We start from the raw sequence: 17,326 nt of genomic DNA on the forward strand, positions 1-17,326 counted from the left end.
ATTCCTCATAATTTCAAAATTTCCGTATCTATACACAAGGAGGCTTTTGCAGGAAAAACATTTGGAATCATGCCCTTCCTGCGAAAGCCTCATTCTCGCGTTATCACATCATAAATTCTGTAATTCCCCACCTGATTTTTCAGTTTAAACTTCACATTGTCTGATTCAAATTCGCTTAAATCACGATTCGTTAAAATATGCTTCACATTCAAAGTTTTCAGTTCTTTTGCAGGCAATGTAATATTTAAATGGTCCGGAGCAGTCTGGGGATTCTCAAAAACAGTTTCTCCGTCTTCTTTCAGCTGCATGAAAATATGTACATACCTGTTGTAAGTATCCTCATAGATTCCTGTCGAATCCAGCTTTTTCCAGCGTTCCAGTACCGGATAGGTATTGGTGCAGTTTATGGTTGGCGCCCCTGTCATAATCGGAATGTTAATACAGGGGAATCCTATATTCTCCACTATCCAAAGCCCTTGTTTATCATCACTGTCTGCCTCGGCAGCAACTGCCTGTACTAATGGATTGGTATAAATAACATCTACGCCTTTGTGAATAGGATTGACAAACGCTCCGTTTAAAACCGCCAGAACGATACAGCCCCAGGCAAAAACTGTGCTTTTCCATTTGTACCACAGTATTCCCACAAGAATTAGGGAAACTGTAAGAATTACACAGACTGCTGCTACCTGCCTCTTTGCCACATACAGTTCCGGCAGACTTTTATATAGAAATACCATCGTTCCTCCGGCAAAGAAAACTCCAACAATTCCCACAGCTGCTTTTCCCGGCGCCTTTTCTGAAATTACAGACGCATACAAAAGCAATATCAGACTGATAAAGCCCACTGCCAAAACAACTCTGTCTGGCTGACAATTACTAAGCAGAGTTGCTTTTGCCAGAATCTCCGGCCATGGCAAAACACAATAAGCAGTCAAAAAGACTGTTCCTGTCAAAAGAGAAATCAGCATGGCATCCCTTTTCTTTTCCTTTATAAGAACCCATAATCCCACAAGGATTCCCAATGGAAAAAAGGAAATCACACTGGCCTCTTCACACACATTTGTTCCGCCAAAAGCAGGCTCCATAAAAGGATACAAAATCCCCTGTGCCCAGTTAAAAAGTTTTCTGAGTGCTCCTCCTCCCGCAAAACTCCTTGTTCCGGGATAAGCAGTATTCATCACGGTCTGTATGGTATTCCATGATTTGCAGACAATGGCTCCCATTGCAATTCCCAGAATCAGCAGAGCGCCTAAAATAACAGGAATATCTTTCTTCCAACACCACAAGTCTTTTTTATATTCTTTTGCTGTGATTCCTATAAGTAAAAACAGGAATACATATCCCAGCGGAATCTGCCATGGCGGATAAAATACCAGAATATAGCAACCTCCGCACCAAGCCAGTCCCAAAGCCAGAAGTATCTTTTTCCAATACTGCCTCTGGTTAAAATAAGCAGACACAATCAGCAAAACTGCCTGCCCAAACACCAACATCTCTACAAGTCCGTTAATGGCAAACCACCACTGCACAACAGGCGACAGACTGAGAAGTGCAGAATATGCCACAGCATAAGATTTTCTTCTGTTAAAAAGATACATACCAAGTTCAAAAGAAATCATAAGTAACGCAAGAAACCGCCCGCACCAGAAAAAGGAAAGGCCTCTGGCTGGTGCAAACAGCAGATATCCCCACTGAAAGGGCCGAAAAATCACTTCCCAGCTCAGAACCGGTTGTCCATACACAATAAACGCGTCTGTTTTCGCGCCTCTTAGAGTCTCTGAAAAGTAGGGAAAGCTCCCGTCCTTTGCAAAATACTGTGAAAATGCCATAGGTGTGTTCACAGCCCATTCATCGCTCCGAATCATTCTTGCTTGTCCAAACAAGTCTCCGTCTCCGCTTTGAGATTGTATTCCTATAAAATCCTCCCACATAGATATGGAAGAACCGCTTAATTCCAAAAATCCACTGACTGCAAAAACAACTACAATAATCAGATATCGAAAGCGATACAGAATTTCTCCTATTCCTGTACTTCTCTTTTTGCTATTTTCCATAAATTTCTCCTTAGCTGAATCGTCTCACTTACTGACAATATTTCAGAAAATACGGCGTATAAAAAGCTCCGTGAGCGATAAATAGTATGATCCAGAATACAGCCGTTGTATAAGATGTATCTTTCCATTTCCCTTCCATTTTATCTGTATAAAACAGCAGATACAGTGGAAAGAGCAGCGGAATATAGTACCTTGCCTGCACGCCGGCAATCTCTGTGCTTCCTACCGGTGTAAAAGATACATAGAGCGCAGACCAGAGCAGACCTATAATCATAGCCAGCACAAAAGCCAGAATTACTCTGTATGCAACAGCGGTTTTTTTAGAAAAAACAAAGCGCTTTTTCTTCTCTGTAAACGCCACGGCAAAACAGAATACTGCTGCCATAGCATGGAGCTGATGCTTGCCTGCATAGGCCAGATTGGCCACCGCATCACCTCCGAATATATAGGAATTCAGACTTCCATAAAAGTTTTTCCAGAACACGGCCAGATAACCGAGTGGGTGCTGCATAACCAGAGCCAGCTGTTTTCCCACATCGGTTGCCCCACCTCTGGAATCTCCTTCCACACTTCCACTTGCCGCAGGCAGCAACAGTGTCATAATCATAGCCACGCAAATAATCACTGCAATGCCTTTACACAAGACCATTTCCCATTTTGTCCGAAACTTTTCTTCAGGCAATGCCAACAACAACGCTAGAATCGGAATATAGACTGGTTTCGGACAGCTTCCTAAAATAAAGACGAAAGCAATCAGAATTTGCTTTTGCCAGGTCAGCTTTCTGTCTATATAGAAAAATTCCTCTATTATCAGCACAAACCCCAGTGTTACAAACGCAATCACAGAGACATCATAAGTATAGGAAACCGCCTGCAAAAGCGCTGTAGGCATCAGAGCTATTGCCGTCAGAAACATTTTTCCTACAGGTACAATTTTAATAGCCAAAAACATTACCAGCACATATAGAAGCAGATTTGCGGCCTTACCCAGCAAAAACTGCACATAAAAAGGCAGGCCAAGAGCCTCTGCTGCTTTTACAGCAAGCGCCATATGAAGTTCACCTATGGCATTTAAAGGATTTGCGGCTTTTTCGTAGTCCTGTGCCTGTATATCCGTATTCTCATTGAGATACTCTATCTGCAGCTGCTTTTCCTCTTCTGATAAAAAAGCAGAGCCGTCTATGGTTTCCGGATACTGGGTGATATAGGCTTCTGCTACGCTTTGCGGCACTTGTCCCTCTTCAAACCAATGAAACGTCTTGTTAAAATGTATATGTTCATCCCAGCTTACACACTCCGGCGGCTGCAGGGCTATCAGCAAAAGCCCAAGGCCGATACCATATACAAGAAAACCGTATTCCGGCTTCTTTCCAATCTGTTTTCTCCAACAAAAGGCTGACAGAACCAGTAAAACAAAAACAAACGCATACGCAGTTCTATACCAGTTCCAATTCCAGCTGTTTTCTATGGTAAAATTATACAGACGTACTCCCTGAGGTACTTTTATTTCTATCTCTGTAACATAATCTTTCAGATTCACCACGGATTCTTCCAGATTCTTTCTGCATACATCCCGGATTTCCCTTACTTCCGAATTTTTATAAATATCCTTTGTATGAATTTTTATAATAGGGACAAAGTCCTCTCTTGCGGTATAAGAATACTGAAATTTATTTATATAACGTTCAGGAAAAATAATCTTTATTCTGTAGAAGCCTTCTTCCGCTCCATTTTCGTTTACTCCTGCCTCAGGTTCGGATAATTTGATATACTGTTTTTCAATCTGTTCCTTCTCGGCCTGGTGTCCGCCTTTCAGAGAGCGCCTGTAAGTATTCATCTCATACAGCCCTTCAAAAAGCACTCCTGCCAGCAGGCTGATTCCTAAGAGCAAGAATAATTGGAGAATCCACTTTCTCCCCGCTGTCTGTTTTTTCTTTTTCTTCATTTCTGCAGTTCCTCACTCTCTTCTTCTGCTTTTCTTTTCTGCTCCTCCAGCAGCGCCATCTCCTGTGTCAGTCTCTTCACCTTGTTTGACAGCCTGGACACAGATACTGACAGCGAAAAAATAATAGGCAGCATAAAGCAAAATCCTGCAAAGAACAGCATATTCATCGGCTGGCTGATTCCCAGTACATGGGCCAGCCATGTAGTAAGTTTCGGAAAGCAGGTAAAAATAATAATCCCTGTCCCCAAAGCCAGCCATACCAGACTGTATTTCAGTTCAATTCCCTTATTTCTGATTTTATTTATCACATAAAACATAGCCAGAAGGGTAATTACAACAATTAAAATCTGAATGCGAATATTCATCCTTTCCCTCCTCTGATTTTCTCAATGGCAATGGCCAGGGAAACCTTTATCATATAATACACAGATTTCTTCATGGAAATAGACGATACTCCACCCATGCGCTTCCGCATAACCACAGGGATTTCCTTCACCTTACAGTTTCTCTCCAGAATCGCAACAACACTTTCCGGCTCCGGATAATCCTTGGGATAATTGTGCGCAAATTCTTTCATAACCTTCCGATTCACCAGCCGCAGTCCTGAAGTAGGGTCCGTAATCCGCACCCCTGTTAAAATTTTAATCAAGGCGCTGAAGTAGCGAATCCCTACTCTTCTCATACTCGAGGATTGAAAGCCTTTTTTCTCAATAAACCGGGAGCCAATCACCATATCCAGTTTTTCCTTCTCCAGGGTTTCTGCCATTTCATTTAAGAAAGCAGGGTTATGTTGTCCATCTCCATCCACCTGCACAGCCATATCATAACCATTTCTGTATCCATACAGATATCCGGTCTGCACAGCACCCCCAATTCCCAGATTCACAGGCAGATTTATCAGGTGAAATCCATGCTGTTCACAAATTTCCCTTGTATTATCTGTAGAACAGTCATTAATTACAATATAATCAAATTCCGGTGCATACTTCTGAATGTCCTTTACCGTTTTTTCTATACAGGCACTTTCGTTATAAGCAGGAATAATTATCAGTTTCCGTTTTTTCATTCCAGTACTCCTTCTTCTGCCAGCTGATGAACCTTATGTGCAGTCTTCTCCCAGGTAAAAAGCTGATGTACTCTTTTCTGTGCTTTTGCCGCTGCACGCTTGCGTTCCTCCTCATTTGCCAGTACACGCTCCAACTCTTCTTTTAAGCCTTCTACGGTAACCTGTTCCAGAATGGTTCCATAGCTTCTGTCCACCAGCAGTTCCCCAGAACCGCCCCGGTTGGTAGTTATCACATAGCAGCCCGCCGCTGCTGCCTCCAACACGGAAGTAGGAAAACCCTCGGGATATTCCGTGGGAAGGCAGTAAATCTCTGCCTGACCTAAAAGAGAGGCTATATTTTTAAAATCCAACCTTCCAAGCGGCTTGATTCTATGGCTTTCACAGGCTTTTACCCCTTCCATTTCTTCCCCGTCCCCCGCAATAAAAAGACAGACCTCCCTGGAAGTTTCCATTTGCTCCACAGCTTTTATCAATTTAAAAATCCCTTTTTCCTTCAGCAGCCGTCCCGTGTAAACAATCAAAGCCGTATCTGCCTCCAGACCGTATTTTTTCCTGAAATCTTCTGTAGGATTTTGGGCAATTCTTGTAATATTTTCTGCATTTACCGCATTATACAGCACACCTTCTGCCTGAATATGAAAATGCCGAAGCCATTTGCAACAGGCTTTTGAAACGCCGAAATACTCCCTGCAAAGCCGCCTGTCTCCCCAGGTTATCACATGCTCTACAGCCGCAAAAACCAAATCAGGAAATTTTTTTCCTACTGTCATGTGGCTGGTTCCATGGTCTAAAATTAAACAGCGGATACCTCTCCTTTTAGCAAACCAGGCTCCTAAAAGTGTGTGTGGATAAAACCGGGCATTTATCAGAACCAAATCAAATTCTTTTCCCCACAGTTTTTTCCATGCTTCCCAAAACTCTTTATTCGGCTTTGTCACCGGATATCTGCCGCTCATAAGATTATAGCAGGGCAGACGCAGAACACCGATACCGTCCATAACTTCAAAACTCTTTTCCTTTACATCATTGTTTGTAACAATCAAAACCTCATCTCCCATAGCCATCAGAGCCTTTGAAAGGTTATAGGTATATCTCTCAATTCCTCCCAGATAGGGAAAATAGTGAGAGGCAAAAATACATATTCGTCTCATAATGTTCCTCTTATCCTCTGTCCTCTATTTTCTTTTTGTCTCTCTGTAAATGATAGACAAAAAATCCCAGAAACATAGCCGACATAAATCCTATAGAAATTGTATAACTGGCCGATGCCCCCATGACTGCATACCGCTTTGTCAAAATCGGTGTAAGCACATAGGTCAGCACCACGGTAAGCCCACAGCACACAAAAGTACTGTACTGATGCCGCATAATGATAATTCCATACTGCAAAAGCTGATAAAGCGCCGTAAAGCCGCCGCTGATTAATACCACACAAAGTGCCCCTTTATAATGCGTCAAATCCACGCCAAACAAAAATCCCAATACCGGCACTCCCAGGAGCCAGGCGCCTCCGATACATACCAGCGTCACTGTCAGAATCACTGCAACCTGTCTGAGTACCAGCTTTACAAAACCGGAGATATCTCTTTTCACATATTTTTCTGCCAGCACAGAAATAATAGGCTTCAACACAAAAGAGGCAAACATATTCACTACAAACGCCATCATATACAGTACATTGAAAATCCCAAGAGTTTCCGAATCATAATATTTATCCAGAGCATACTTAGACGCGTTGATAATATAGGCATTTAAAAAGGCATTGACAAACAACGGAAGTCCCTCTAAAAGCAGTCCCTTCTGTCTCATCCAGGTGGTCTGAAAAGAAATCCCTCCAAATCTGCCAATCAGCCGGCTGTCAATGACGCACAACATAATCAGATAAGTCACGGCAAGTGCTCCCAGGGCAGCCGCAATATTTTTTGTAAGAAACAGCGTAACTAGAAATGCTGCCAGATAAGACAAAACTTTTACAAATACGCCCTTACAGGCTACATCATATCTTCCTTTCTGCTGATATCTTCCCTCCAGCAAATCCGATACTGCCTCAATGGCTCTGAATAAAATGGCAAATCCAATGGCTGCCAACTTCACGCCCTGATGAGAATCCTTCAAAACCCAAATCACCCCCACCAGGAGCATGGCGGAAACCGTCAGCACTCTTAACACACAATAATCGCTGAAGGTGTATTTTTCTGTCACATCCGATACCTGAAAGGTTCGGATATTATAAAGTCCGATTGTCACCAGCTGATTTCCGATTGTCAGAGCCAAAGCCAGTATACCAGCCTGTGCCACTCCGATATACTTGGAAGTAAACATGGACATCAGAAAAGAACTTCCGGCATATACCGAACCTGCCAAAACCGTCCAGATATACGTCTTCTTCATATTGTGATTGGAAGGCATAAAAAATTTTTCAATCATAAGTCAGCAAACTCCCTGCCAAAGTCCAGTTCTTCCGGCGCATGGTTATGGCGCTTATCTTCCGGCGGCAGTTCCATATAATTGCTACCGTAGCGTCTCTCCAGATATTTTTCCACATGACATGGAAAATTCAGTTCAATAGTTTCAAATTTACGTCTTGCTGTGGGATAAATGTCCCTTTTATCGATGACGCTGGTATACGGAGTGGGGTCAAAGAGATATGCTACCCTTTTCGTATGTACATCTTTATACTGTGTTGCTGCTTTCATTGCTCTTCCATAGAGAAACTTCGGAGAAAAATGCAGCGCTTTTAATCCCCAGTGTGCCAGTTTTGCCACCAGCAGGGTAAGTTTTGCCTTCCAGCCCTCTACATAAATATTAGGTTCTCCTACCTGCCGCAGCACCATCAGTTTTCCCCATGTCCATGCCCGCATAGCCTGACGCCGGAACTTCGGCAGTTCATCCGCTACATTATCAAAGCAGAAAATATCAATGGCAATGCCGATATGCAATCCCAAATCAATCATTTCTTCATTTCTGAAAACGGTACCGGTCCTGTACCATTTCGTCAGTGTCACGGGAAAATCCGGATTGGTATCTGCATTCATAATTTTATAACGTTCTCCGTATTCCTGTTCTGCTACTTCCAGAAAATGTTCATAATGTTCTCTTGTCATTCCCAGGTCAATGTCATCATCCCAGGGAATAAACCCCTGATGGCGGACACCGCCGATAGCCGTTCCCCCACAAACAAAATAATCAATGTTGTGTTTTTGGCACAGCGCGTCAAAATCTTTCAGTATTTCCACCTCTGCCCGCTGCAGTTTTTTCAGTACCTCAGGCTCGTATTCTTTATATAACATATTTTCCCCATTCTAAAAAATCTAATCTACGTGTATTACAAATTCCCTTTTCTTTTGCTGCGTACAGTCCAGGATAACACAGAAGTTTCTGTTTTTCCAGAACTCGTGCACTGTTTCACTCACATTTCTTTCATTATCTGCAGTGTGTGGGCAATTCCGGTTTCAATATCAAAAGCCGGCGTAAAGCCCAAACCTTCCAGTTTCGTACTGTCCAGCACCTGTCTGGTTATGGGCGTACGCTGTGCCATCTGTACATCATCGGGATTTTTGAAAATGACCTGACGGCCTGTCTGTCTGGCTGTTTTCCGGGCAAATTCCGCAATGGTCAGTCTGGACTGCCTGTTGGCAATATTGTAGGCCGCTCCGCATATTCCAGACAACAGGACAGATAAAACAGCGGCTCCGCAGTCCGCCACATAAGTATACGAACGCATTTGACTGCCAGCGCTGTTTAAAACAATGTCCTTTCCTTCCATGGCATTTTCCATAAACTGTACGGTTGCACGATTGTCCCTTTCTGTAATATTAGGTCCATATACATGACTTGGCCGCACAATAACCGTCTCCAATCCATACTGGGCAGTATAGGCACAGCACAAAGTCTCTGCCGCCCGCTTACCTGCCGGATAACAGGAACGCCAGGACAGATTGTCCACATAACCGCTGTATTCTTCTTTATAAGCTTCCAGACTGCTGTCCCCTTGGCCGTACACTTCTCCGGAAGACACAAACAGAAGGCGCTCTGCCCCCTGTTCCTTCCCGTAGTCCAGAAGATTCTTCGTCCCTGCAATATTTCCCATAACCGTTCCCACCGGATCCTTCAAAAAAGCAGCCGGATAGGCATTGCTGGCTGCATGAATCAAATAATCCACAGGAAACTTTTGCTTCATGGGCTTCTCCACATCCTGCTCTACATAAACCAGAGCTTCTGTTTTCACATCTGCAAAACGGGCTTCCAGTCTTTCGCGGCTTCGCCCAACTGCATATATGGTGACATGCAAATCCTGCATACGATTAGCCGTAAGCAGCATATCCACCAGATAGGAACCGATAAGTCCGCCGGCTCCTGTAATCAATAGAGATTTTCCTCGCAGTTTTTCTATTTCTCTGACACCGGAAACTGCTTTTTCCAAATCCTCCGTATACACCCTGCTGCTATACAATTTCATCCGCTTCTCCTCTCAATCCTTAAGCCAGTCTGCTCTCTTTGCCAGAAGAAGTGCTTTGAAAATATCCAAATCCTCCACGGTAGTCAGTTTAATGTTCTTTTCAGAGCCCAGAGAAAAATACACCTGTTCTCCCATCTCTATCATCAGGGTACAAGATGCTACCGAATTGGTAATCCCCCTTTCCAGGGCTCTTCTGTGTAAATCACAAATTTTTCCAAGCGGAAATCCCTGGGGTGTCTGTGTCCGTTTCAGATTATCCCTGGGATAGCTTCCGGTAGAACACATGCCGTCTTCGGTCTGCAGCATAGCCTCCGCACAGGGAATCGTGGCAATGGCACAGCCATATTGTTTTGTCTTTACGATACAATCTGAAATCACATCCGCAGAAACCATAGGACGTATAGAATCGTGAATGAGTACAATATCATCTTTTTGGAACTGTTTTTCCAGTTCAAAAACGCCGTTTCGGATAGAACTCTGACCGTTCTCCCCTCCCGGTATCACATATTTTAACTTTGTAATATTAAACTGCTTTGCATAAGCCCACAAAACCTGCTCCCAGCCATTGATACACACTACCGCAATTGCATCAATATCCGCATGTTTCTGAAATGCTTCCAGTGTATAAAGAATCACCGGACGTTCATTTACAGACAAAAACTGCTTTGGTATACTCTGGTGCATACGAGCCCCGGAGCCGCCTGCAATAATCAATGCCACATTTGCCATTTCGCTTTCCTTCCTTTGTACCTCTCCATGTAGGATCCATTTAAACTTTCTTTAACATTTATATAACATTGTACGAAAAAAATTAAAGAATTTCAAGCTATCCTTTAACTTCCTGTCAAAACTTTATTTAAAATGTCAGCAAGAGGCTCCATGGCATTCATTTCCTCCTGCACTGTATTGGTCTGCGCTCCACATTCCACCAAAAGAGTTTTCGGTCTTAAATGCAGATTGTAGCGGTATCCTCTCAGATAAATCGTTCTGGCCAAATCCGGATAGTATTTCTTAGATTCCAACATCATCTGCAGAGAAAAAGCCAGATTTTCTTTGATGTAGGGGTTTGGAAGATAAGAAATCTCCCCGTTTTGATTCGTTCTGCTCAATCCGTTAAAAAACATAATTTTTGCCGTTTCTTTTCCATTAATATTCGTAACCAGCCGTTTATCATCCGGAACTCCATCCCTGTGCAGGTCAATGACCACTTCCACACTGGGATTTTCCTCCAGAATAGCTTCCACTCTCTCCTGCGCATAAGTATATGCCTGATTACGGTCCAGCTTTCCGTTTACAATATCAAAGGTATCTGTCACATGAATAACCTGATAGCCATAGGTATCCCGCAGAAGAGAAGCCAGATACTCCCCCACTCCTACAATGGTGGTAGAGGCCTCTCCCGGAATGGAATCAATAAATTCTTCCTGGGAATGGCTATGATAAATCAATATCTGCGGCTGACTGTTGTCTGTCTTCATCCGCATATCCATCTGTACCAGTGCGGGAGCGTCTAACTGCTCACTGCTCATACTGGTTGTTTTATCCACTGTATAGAAATTACTCATAACAAACTCAAAATCCTGAAATTTTTCCAGTGGGATATCTGTGACCGGCTGTTTTATCTGATTTTCCGCAACTCCTCCTGTTGTACTTGCCTGCTCTGCCTGGGTGCTCTGGGCATCCACACCTCCTGTATTTTCATATCCCGATTCCGGAGGCCCTGCTTCCTGATTTTCTTCTAACAGCTTTGCCTCCAGAAATTCTGTGTTCTCCTCCATAATCTTAGAACTTGTTGCCTGGTCTGTCTCTTCCTGCCCTTCCCGCTGTATATCTGCCGAGGCTGGCAGCAGCCGGGATTCTATCTTCTCCCAAAGCCAACCTGTCATGGTTTCCCCATATTCCCGTGTCACGCCTGGAAGATACATTTCTATTGCCTGCTGCTGTACCTGATACAGCATATGCTCTAAAGTACTCTTTTCCAAAGCCAGCCCTTTTATAACAATATAAACGGCCAGCGCAGCCATTCCCACCCATATCCCGGCGGTCACCACCGTTTCTGCTTTTCTTTTCTTCACCCTATCACCTCATATCTATATATGAGACAATCCTTTTTAATTATTCCTCGGGTTTGGCAAAAGCCAGATTTAATCCTTCAGAAATTGTAAAGGCCAGACGCTTAATGGTTTCGTCCACATCTTTCGGGGTCATAAACATACTGTGCAGGGACGGCGCAATCATTTCCTCCAAAAATTCCTTCTTCTCCGCTTCTTCCAGGGTATCCAGCAAATGCGCCATAGAATCCCTAACAATGGTTGCTCCATCCACTACCGTAGGAACCCCGATTCCAATTACGCGTATTCCCAAAGTCTCCTGATTCAATCCGGTTCTGTGATTTCCCACGCCGGAACCGGGACTGATTCCTGTATCCGTTATCTGAATGGTTCGGTTCAGCCGTTTAACACTTCTGGCCGCCAAAGCGTCGATAGCAATAATAACGTCCGGTCTTGTCTCCTCCGCTACACCTCGCACAATTTCCAGGGTTTCCATACCCGTCTGCCCCATGACTCCCGGAACCAGACCGCTGATACTGTGGAGTTTCTCCTCCCCTGTGCCCTGCACGCCATATTCCCTGATAATATGTCTGGTAATATGCAGATTGGATACCACATCCGGCCCCAGCGCGTCCGGCGTAATATCTCTGTTTCCCAGCCCCACCACCAGAATATTCAGTTCCTGTTTTTCAGGGAGCAGTCCCTTCATATGTTCTGCCAGTTCTTTTGAAATTTCCCTGTGGTAATCCTCATCCGGCACAGACATATTGGGGGCTTCTAATGTAATATAGACACCCTGGGGTCTTCCCATGGTTTTCGCCCCGTTCTCCGTCTCAATGATGACCGTTGTAGTCCTTATGTCTTTTTCTTCATTGTAATCTTCTTTTACCACTACTCCTCTGACTTCTGCATGTTCTTCCTCAAATTTTTCTTTTGCCTCCAGTGCCAAATCTGTACGGATTCTTCCCAATGCCATGCTCTTTTTCCTTTCTGCCCTTCTTCAGACTTTCTGCCGTCCTTTTCTGTTTTCCCGAAAAAACTCAGGATACCTATATTTTTTGCATTTTAAAGGATTTTATGTATTGACATTTTTCTCTAAATCAACTAGAATGAAAAAGCATGTTATATCGGAGAGTTCCGTGTCTTTCTCTGATAAAAAGATAAATTATAAACCAGTAAATCATATTTGGAGGTGTACGCTTTGGCTAACATTAAATCTGCAAAGAAAAGAGTATTAGTAAACAGAAAAAAAGCTGAGAGAAACAAATCTATCAAATCAGCTGTTAAAACTTCTATTAAGAAAGTAGAAGTAGCGATTGAAGCAAAAGATAAAGAAGCAGCAGTTGCAGCATTACAGAACGCAATTTCTACTATTGATAAAGCAGCTACTAAAGGTGTTTATCACAAAAATACAGCTGCAAGAAAAGTTTCCCGCTTATCTAAAGCTGTAAACACACTTGCATAATTATTGCTGATAGATTTTGAATAGAAATTTTACCGCCTGGCTGGCCGTCATCAGCCAGGCGGTTTTTGTTTCCTCTGCTTCTACTTACTGCTGAACTTCACCAGCAAAAGTTCCACGCTCATACTGTCCGTCATATACCCTGTCTTAACCTTTGTTTCCGTACTGACACATTCCTCCACTGCACTTCGCAAATCTTCTTCACTGTATTTTCGCGCATAAGTCATATAATTGCGTACTACGAAAGGCTGCAATCCGGCTTTTTTCCCTATCTGCCCCTGGTCATATCCTTCTTTCACCAGTTCTTTCACCTGCAGAATCAGATTAAATTGCCGGGCCAGAAGAAAGAGAATTCTCATAGGCGGCTCTTTTAAAGCCAGCAAATCATAATATAAATCCAAAGCTTTCTTTTGATTTTTGTCCGTAACCGCCCGGAGCATATCAAAAATATGGTTGGTAATCTGTGTGGTACAAACCGCCTCAATGTCGGCTTTTGTAATCACATCTCGTCCCATGGTATAACAGAGCAACTTTTCTAACTCTCTTTCTATATTCCCCATATCCGTGCCTGTCTTCTGCAGAAACAACTCCATATCTCTCTGGGTAATCTGTTTTCCCTCTTTTTTCATCATTCCCAGTACCCAGCGCATGAGAGTATTGCTGTCCTGAGTGGTAAATTCCACCACTCTTCCCTGCTTTTTCACCGCTTTATACATGCGGCTTCTCTTATCCACTTCGCTCTCCACGAAAATCATACAGAGATAGTCCGGCAATTCTCCCAGATACTCTGGCAAGCCCTGGCACTGATTTTTAAAAAACCCCGTATCTTCCAGAAGAAGCACCCTCCTGTCCGAAAAAAAAGGCATCGTGTCCGCCAGACTTATGACTTCTCCCGGTTCCGTCTTTCTTCCCTCAAAATAGGCAAAATTCATAGTATCTCCATCCGGCAGGAGTGCTTGCTGCATCTTTTTCTTATACTGCTGTTTCAGATAATCCTCTTCTCCACAAAATAAATACACATGCTTAAAATCCTGATTTTTGATATCTTCCTGTAAACTTTTCATTACATTCTCCTCTATTTTCGCCAAACGGACACTCCCATTGTTCCCGCTCGCTAACGCTCATTATATCATGAATCCCCGGTTCTGTAACAGGAAATCTTGATTTTCTCCTTTTTCACCTGCAAACGCACAGCGCCGCACTCTGCCGTATTATAAATTTTTCCGGTATATCTTTTCAGTCTTTCCACCAATTCCTTATGAGGATGTCCATAGCGGTTTCCCGCCCCGCAGGAAATAATAGCAATTTCCGGCTGAACTTCCTGCAAAAACACTTCCGGAGTGGAATTTTTCGAGCCATGATGAGCCACTTTTAACACCTGGCAGTTTCCGGTTTCCTTGAAAAGACTTTCTTCTCCCCTCTCCTGCGTATCTCCGGTAAACAGGAGTACAAACTTCTCTTTTTGAAATTTCCACACCTGTGAGGCCTCGTTGCTTTCCCATTCTTCCCAATTTTCTCCTGAAGGGGACAGACAATCCATCTCCATTTTGTCCTCCTGCAGTTTTGTCCCTTTTTCCGCATAAATAATTTCGCACCCGGCTGCCTTCCCCAATTTTTCCAGTTCCAGCCTCTGCTCTTCAGTTTCCCTGCATGCAGACAGAAAGAGCCGTTCTACCCTTACCATGGTTTCGCCTTTTGCTATAGTTTCCAATAATTCCTGAATACCATTTATATGATCCGCATCCATATGGGAAACAAAAACACCCTTTATCCGAGAAATTCCGGAGGCTTTCAGAAACGGAAGAATCCGGTATTTCCCCACTCCGGACACACTGCTGCTGCCCCCGTCCACCAGATATCCGCTTCTTATGCCCGTCTGAATACAGGCACAGTCTCCCTGTCCCACATCCAAAAAAGTCACCTCTACTGCATTTTGAGGGAGCCGCACAAGTAACACGGTCATGGCTCCTGCCAAAAGTAAGCTGAAATGAAGTCCCCTTTTTCTCAGCCAGAGTACCAGAACCAGTAAAACATAATACAGGGCACATTTCCACAGCTTTGGCTGGCCGGTTATCCACAAAGCCCCCGGAAGTCCGGCTGTAATCTTCCCTGTCTGCAGATACAGTTCCAAAATTCCTGCTGCGGGAAAGGCTGCAATTTTTCCCAAAACCGGAAACCAGACTCCCAAAACACAGCCTAAAATCCCCGAAGCCAGTAAAATGCCCGCTGTAGGTAAAATCAGCAGATTCATAAAAATTCCCCATAATGGAATTTCATAGAAAAAATACATGGTGACAGGCAGCAGGACCAGCCACACGGATATCCCTGACTGTATTCCCGCTAAAATTCCATGATACAGCTTTTCTGCCCTGCTTTCTCTTCTTCTCCCCGCTTTTTTTCCGGGAAATAAGACCGGATATACCGCCCCCAGTCCCAAAATTGCTCCAAAGGACAGGAGAAAACTGCTGTCATAGAGATACAGCGGACTTTCTGCCAGAAGCAGCATAGAGGCCAGCGCCATAGCAGAAAGGAAATCGTAAGTACGCCTGACCCAAAACGCCCCCATGGAAACTGCAAACATCACGACAGCCCGCAGTACAGCCGCCCCGTTCCCCGTAAGACTGCCGTAAAAAAACATGGCAGCCACAGTAATCCCTCCTGCGGCCTTGTAGGGAATTCTGAGTTTTCTCAGCAGCCAGAAGAACACACCGCCTATAACGGAAAGATGGGTTCCTGAAACCGACAGAATATGAGAACACCCCATAAGCTGAAATAAAAACTGCTGTTCTGTATCTATCTGCGCCTTCTCTCCTAAAAGCATGGCCTCCATAATACCCGCCTGTTCTTTTGTCATTACATGGTAAATTCCATTCTGCAGTTTCTGTTTGATTTTCTCCTGCAAACATAAAAACCTGTTTTTCTCCGGCTGTATCACCTGTATATAAGAAACTTTCTGATACCATTTTATCTTTCTGGGATAATAATAGGCCCGCTCATGAAACTGCCCTGGATTTGAAGGCAGGGGAATTTCCTGTAGTTCTCCCTGCAGCAAAACTTCACTTCCCGGTTTCGCTGTTTCTTTCATATGTTCCGTTGTAACGGTTGCTTTAATTCCATCTATGGGATATTTTTTAGAATTTAAAATCAGATTTGCTTTTCTCAAATATAGACTTGTACTGCGGGTATGGACATCCGCTCTGTATACCTCTCCTGTAACGGCTGCCTTCCCGGCAAAAGCCCCGGAAGGCAGCTCAGGCGGGGCATAGGTAAAATATTTTATCCCTGCCCCTCCCAAAAGGTACAACAGAACTGCCCAGAAAACCGCAGCCGCACATAAAGGTCGTTTACTCATGATTTTCTTCTGCCTCTTCACTGTCTATCAGGCTGTAATCCGCATGATATATCTCATCCAGCTTCATACTTTCCCGGAAAGTCACCTTCGTTTCTCCTTCCACAGATATCTGCACGCCCCGCAGGTTACATGCATCTGTAAGGGAATTGACAATAGAATATATAGGCAGCTTTTCCTGTACATTCATAGTATCACTGAGAAAACTCTTATCCAGATTTACATAACAGATTCCCTCTGCAATGGATACACCCAGAATCTTCGTATTCGGTGACAGTGTAGGCTGCAGTTCAGAACTGTTCGGTCCCTTCAAAAGCCTCTCCACCACTTCCCTTTCAATGGGAACATTGCTGCTATAATACACAGAAACTCTTTCCTTTACCAGATTTTCTCCGTCTTTGCTGGCAAAATAAAGATTTAAATCATTTTGTACATAAGAATTGATATTTTCCCCTTCATTTTCCACAAAAGTGGAGGCGTCCATTTTGCCGATATTCTGTCCATCTGCGTCTGTCATAGCCTCTTGCCCCTGATAAAATTCCACATAACTGACTCCGGGAATCTGGGTCAGCGCCTTGACAATTCCTGCTCTCGCCAGAATTTCTCTGGTGTTTTTCATCTTTTTATACTCTTCATTAAAGGTCAGCGTTACGGTCTGTCCCTCATAAGTACAGGTTTCTATCGTTACTCCTTTGGGCAGCAGAGAAAGATATTCTTCATTCTCTGGCTCTTTTCCCAGCATCCCTACAATTTCATTTACCATAGCCTCCGAAGTCCGCTGGGAAGGCACATAGTCCGTTTCTTCCAAAGCAGTTTCCGTAAGGGAAAGATAATACATATGGTATTCTGTCTTACTTTCCTGCTTTTCCTCTTCTTTGCATCCGGACAAATTCAGCAAAATTCCTGCTGTCAGAAGAAGCAAAACAGTCTTCATCAT

The 17,326-nt window shown here is 43.7% G+C and carries 15 protein-coding genes; 1 reads left to right on the forward strand and 14 read right to left on the reverse strand.

The genetic code is table 11. From position 1 onward, the window contains the following. Positions 1 to 89: 89 nt before the first annotated feature. The 11 genes from G5A70_RS03135 to gpr all read right to left on the reverse strand — a co-directional run bounded on the left by G5A70_RS03135 (position 90) and on the right by gpr (position 12,554). Complete coding sequence (locus G5A70_RS03135) at positions 90 to 2,057, reverse strand: DUF7657 domain-containing protein (RefSeq protein WP_173747925.1); 1,968 nt, start codon at positions 2,055 to 2,057, stop codon at positions 90 to 92. Between the two features lie 28 nt (positions 2,058 to 2,085). Beyond that, positions 2,086 to 4,002 (reverse strand): DUF2142 domain-containing protein, encoded by a 1,917-nt coding sequence (locus tag G5A70_RS03140; RefSeq protein WP_173747927.1) that lies wholly within the window; start codon positions 4,000 to 4,002, stop codon positions 2,086 to 2,088. Beyond that, entirely contained in the window at positions 3,999 to 4,367 is a 369-nt protein-coding gene (locus tag G5A70_RS03145; protein WP_173747929.1) for a DUF2304 domain-containing protein, read from the reverse strand. The genes G5A70_RS03140 and G5A70_RS03145 overlap by 4 nt, the downstream gene beginning before the upstream one ends. Further along, on the reverse strand, positions 4,364 to 5,068 hold the full coding sequence (locus tag G5A70_RS03150) for a glycosyltransferase family 2 protein (protein WP_173747931.1): 705 nt from the start codon (positions 5,066 to 5,068) through the stop codon (positions 4,364 to 4,366). The genes G5A70_RS03145 and G5A70_RS03150 overlap by 4 nt, the downstream gene beginning before the upstream one ends. Further along, positions 5,065 to 6,219: a glycosyltransferase family 4 protein gene (locus G5A70_RS03155; RefSeq protein ID WP_173747933.1), complete on the reverse strand. Its 1,155-nt coding sequence runs from the start codon at positions 6,217 to 6,219 to the stop codon at positions 5,065 to 5,067. Before G5A70_RS03155 ends, G5A70_RS03150 begins: the two co-directional genes overlap by 4 nt. Before the next feature lie 10 nt (positions 6,220 to 6,229). Beyond that, positions 6,230 to 7,495 (reverse strand): lipopolysaccharide biosynthesis protein, encoded by a 1,266-nt coding sequence (locus G5A70_RS03160; protein ID WP_173747935.1) that lies wholly within the window; start codon positions 7,493 to 7,495, stop codon positions 6,230 to 6,232. Next, positions 7,492 to 8,358 (reverse strand): LicD family protein, encoded by an 867-nt coding sequence (locus G5A70_RS03165; RefSeq protein ID WP_173747937.1) that lies wholly within the window; start codon positions 8,356 to 8,358, stop codon positions 7,492 to 7,494. Before G5A70_RS03165 ends, G5A70_RS03160 begins: the two co-directional genes overlap by 4 nt. A 119-nt stretch (positions 8,359 to 8,477) precedes the next feature. Further along, entirely contained in the window at positions 8,478 to 9,527 is a 1,050-nt protein-coding gene (locus tag G5A70_RS03170; RefSeq protein WP_173747939.1) for an NAD-dependent epimerase/dehydratase family protein, read from the reverse strand. Positions 9,528 to 9,539: 12 nt separating this feature from the next. Continuing rightward, positions 9,540 to 10,256, reverse strand: coding sequence for an IspD/TarI family cytidylyltransferase (locus G5A70_RS03175; protein WP_173747941.1), 717 nt, complete (start codon positions 10,254 to 10,256; stop codon positions 9,540 to 9,542). Between the two features lie 104 nt (positions 10,257 to 10,360). Continuing rightward, positions 10,361 to 11,602, reverse strand: coding sequence for a stage II sporulation protein P (spoIIP, locus tag G5A70_RS03180; RefSeq protein ID WP_173747943.1), 1,242 nt, complete (start codon positions 11,600 to 11,602; stop codon positions 10,361 to 10,363). A 40-nt stretch (positions 11,603 to 11,642) separates the two neighbouring features. Then, entirely contained in the window at positions 11,643 to 12,554 is a 912-nt protein-coding gene (gene gpr, locus G5A70_RS03185; RefSeq protein WP_173747945.1) for a GPR endopeptidase, read from the reverse strand. Positions 12,555 to 12,779: 225 nt separating this feature from the next. Between gpr and rpsT the strand changes: the two genes are divergently transcribed. Beyond that, positions 12,780 to 13,043 carry a 30S ribosomal protein S20 gene (rpsT, locus tag G5A70_RS03190; RefSeq protein WP_173747947.1) on the forward strand — a complete coding sequence of 88 codons (264 nt, stop codon included), beginning with the start codon at positions 12,780 to 12,782 and terminating at the stop codon, positions 13,041 to 13,043. An 80-nt stretch (positions 13,044 to 13,123) separates the two neighbouring features. Here rpsT and holA read toward each other — a convergent pair whose 3' ends face one another. The 3 genes from holA to G5A70_RS03205 all read right to left on the reverse strand — a co-directional run bounded on the left by holA (position 13,124) and on the right by G5A70_RS03205 (position 17,326). Further along, entirely contained in the window at positions 13,124 to 14,104 is a 981-nt protein-coding gene (gene holA, locus G5A70_RS03195; protein ID WP_173747949.1) for a DNA polymerase III subunit delta, read from the reverse strand. Positions 14,105 to 14,169: 65 nt separating this feature from the next. Next, positions 14,170 to 16,392: a DNA internalization-related competence protein ComEC/Rec2 gene (locus G5A70_RS03200; protein ID WP_173747951.1), complete on the reverse strand. Its 2,223-nt coding sequence runs from the start codon at positions 16,390 to 16,392 to the stop codon at positions 14,170 to 14,172. Beyond that, positions 16,385 to 17,326 (reverse strand): GerMN domain-containing protein, encoded by a 942-nt coding sequence (locus G5A70_RS03205; protein ID WP_226853487.1) that lies wholly within the window; start codon positions 17,324 to 17,326, stop codon positions 16,385 to 16,387. The genes G5A70_RS03200 and G5A70_RS03205 overlap by 8 nt, the downstream gene beginning before the upstream one ends.

This window comes from Blautia hansenii (genome assembly GCF_013304445.1).
Classification (GTDB): domain Bacteria; phylum Bacillota; class Clostridia; order Lachnospirales; family Lachnospiraceae; genus Blautia.

Bases quoted from the DNA above. Each gene is read 5' to 3' on its own strand.
- G5A70_RS03135 (WP_173747925.1), bottom strand. From the start codon at position 2,057: ATGGAAAATAGCAAAAAGAGAAGTACAGGAATAGGAGAAATTCTGTAT.
- G5A70_RS03140 (WP_173747927.1), bottom strand. From the start codon at position 4,002: ATGAAGAAAAAGAAAAAACAGACAGCGGGGAGAAAGTGGATTCTCCAA.
- G5A70_RS03145 (WP_173747929.1), bottom strand. From the start codon at position 4,367: ATGAATATTCGCATTCAGATTTTAATTGTTGTAATTACCCTTCTGGCT.
- G5A70_RS03150 (WP_173747931.1), bottom strand. From the start codon at position 5,068: ATGAAAAAACGGAAACTGATAATTATTCCTGCTTATAACGAAAGTGCC.
- G5A70_RS03155 (WP_173747933.1), bottom strand. From the start codon at position 6,219: ATGAGACGAATATGTATTTTTGCCTCTCACTATTTTCCCTATCTGGGA.
- G5A70_RS03160 (WP_173747935.1), bottom strand. From the start codon at position 7,495: ATGATTGAAAAATTTTTTATGCCTTCCAATCACAATATGAAGAAGACG.
- G5A70_RS03165 (WP_173747937.1), bottom strand. From the start codon at position 8,358: ATGTTATATAAAGAATACGAGCCTGAGGTACTGAAAAAACTGCAGCGG.
- G5A70_RS03170 (WP_173747939.1), bottom strand. From the start codon at position 9,527: ATGAAATTGTATAGCAGCAGGGTGTATACGGAGGATTTGGAAAAAGCA.
- G5A70_RS03175 (WP_173747941.1), bottom strand. From the start codon at position 10,256: ATGGCAAATGTGGCATTGATTATTGCAGGCGGCTCCGGGGCTCGTATG.
- gpr (WP_173747945.1), bottom strand. From the start codon at position 12,554: ATGGCATTGGGAAGAATCCGTACAGATTTGGCACTGGAGGCAAAAGAA.
- holA (WP_173747949.1), bottom strand. From the start codon at position 14,104: ATGAAAAGTTTACAGGAAGATATCAAAAATCAGGATTTTAAGCATGTG.
- G5A70_RS03200 (WP_173747951.1), bottom strand. From the start codon at position 16,392: ATGAGTAAACGACCTTTATGTGCGGCTGCGGTTTTCTGGGCAGTTCTG.
- G5A70_RS03205 (WP_226853487.1), bottom strand. From the start codon at position 17,326: ATGATGAAGACTGTTTTGCTTCTTCTGACAGCAGGAATTTTGCTGAAT.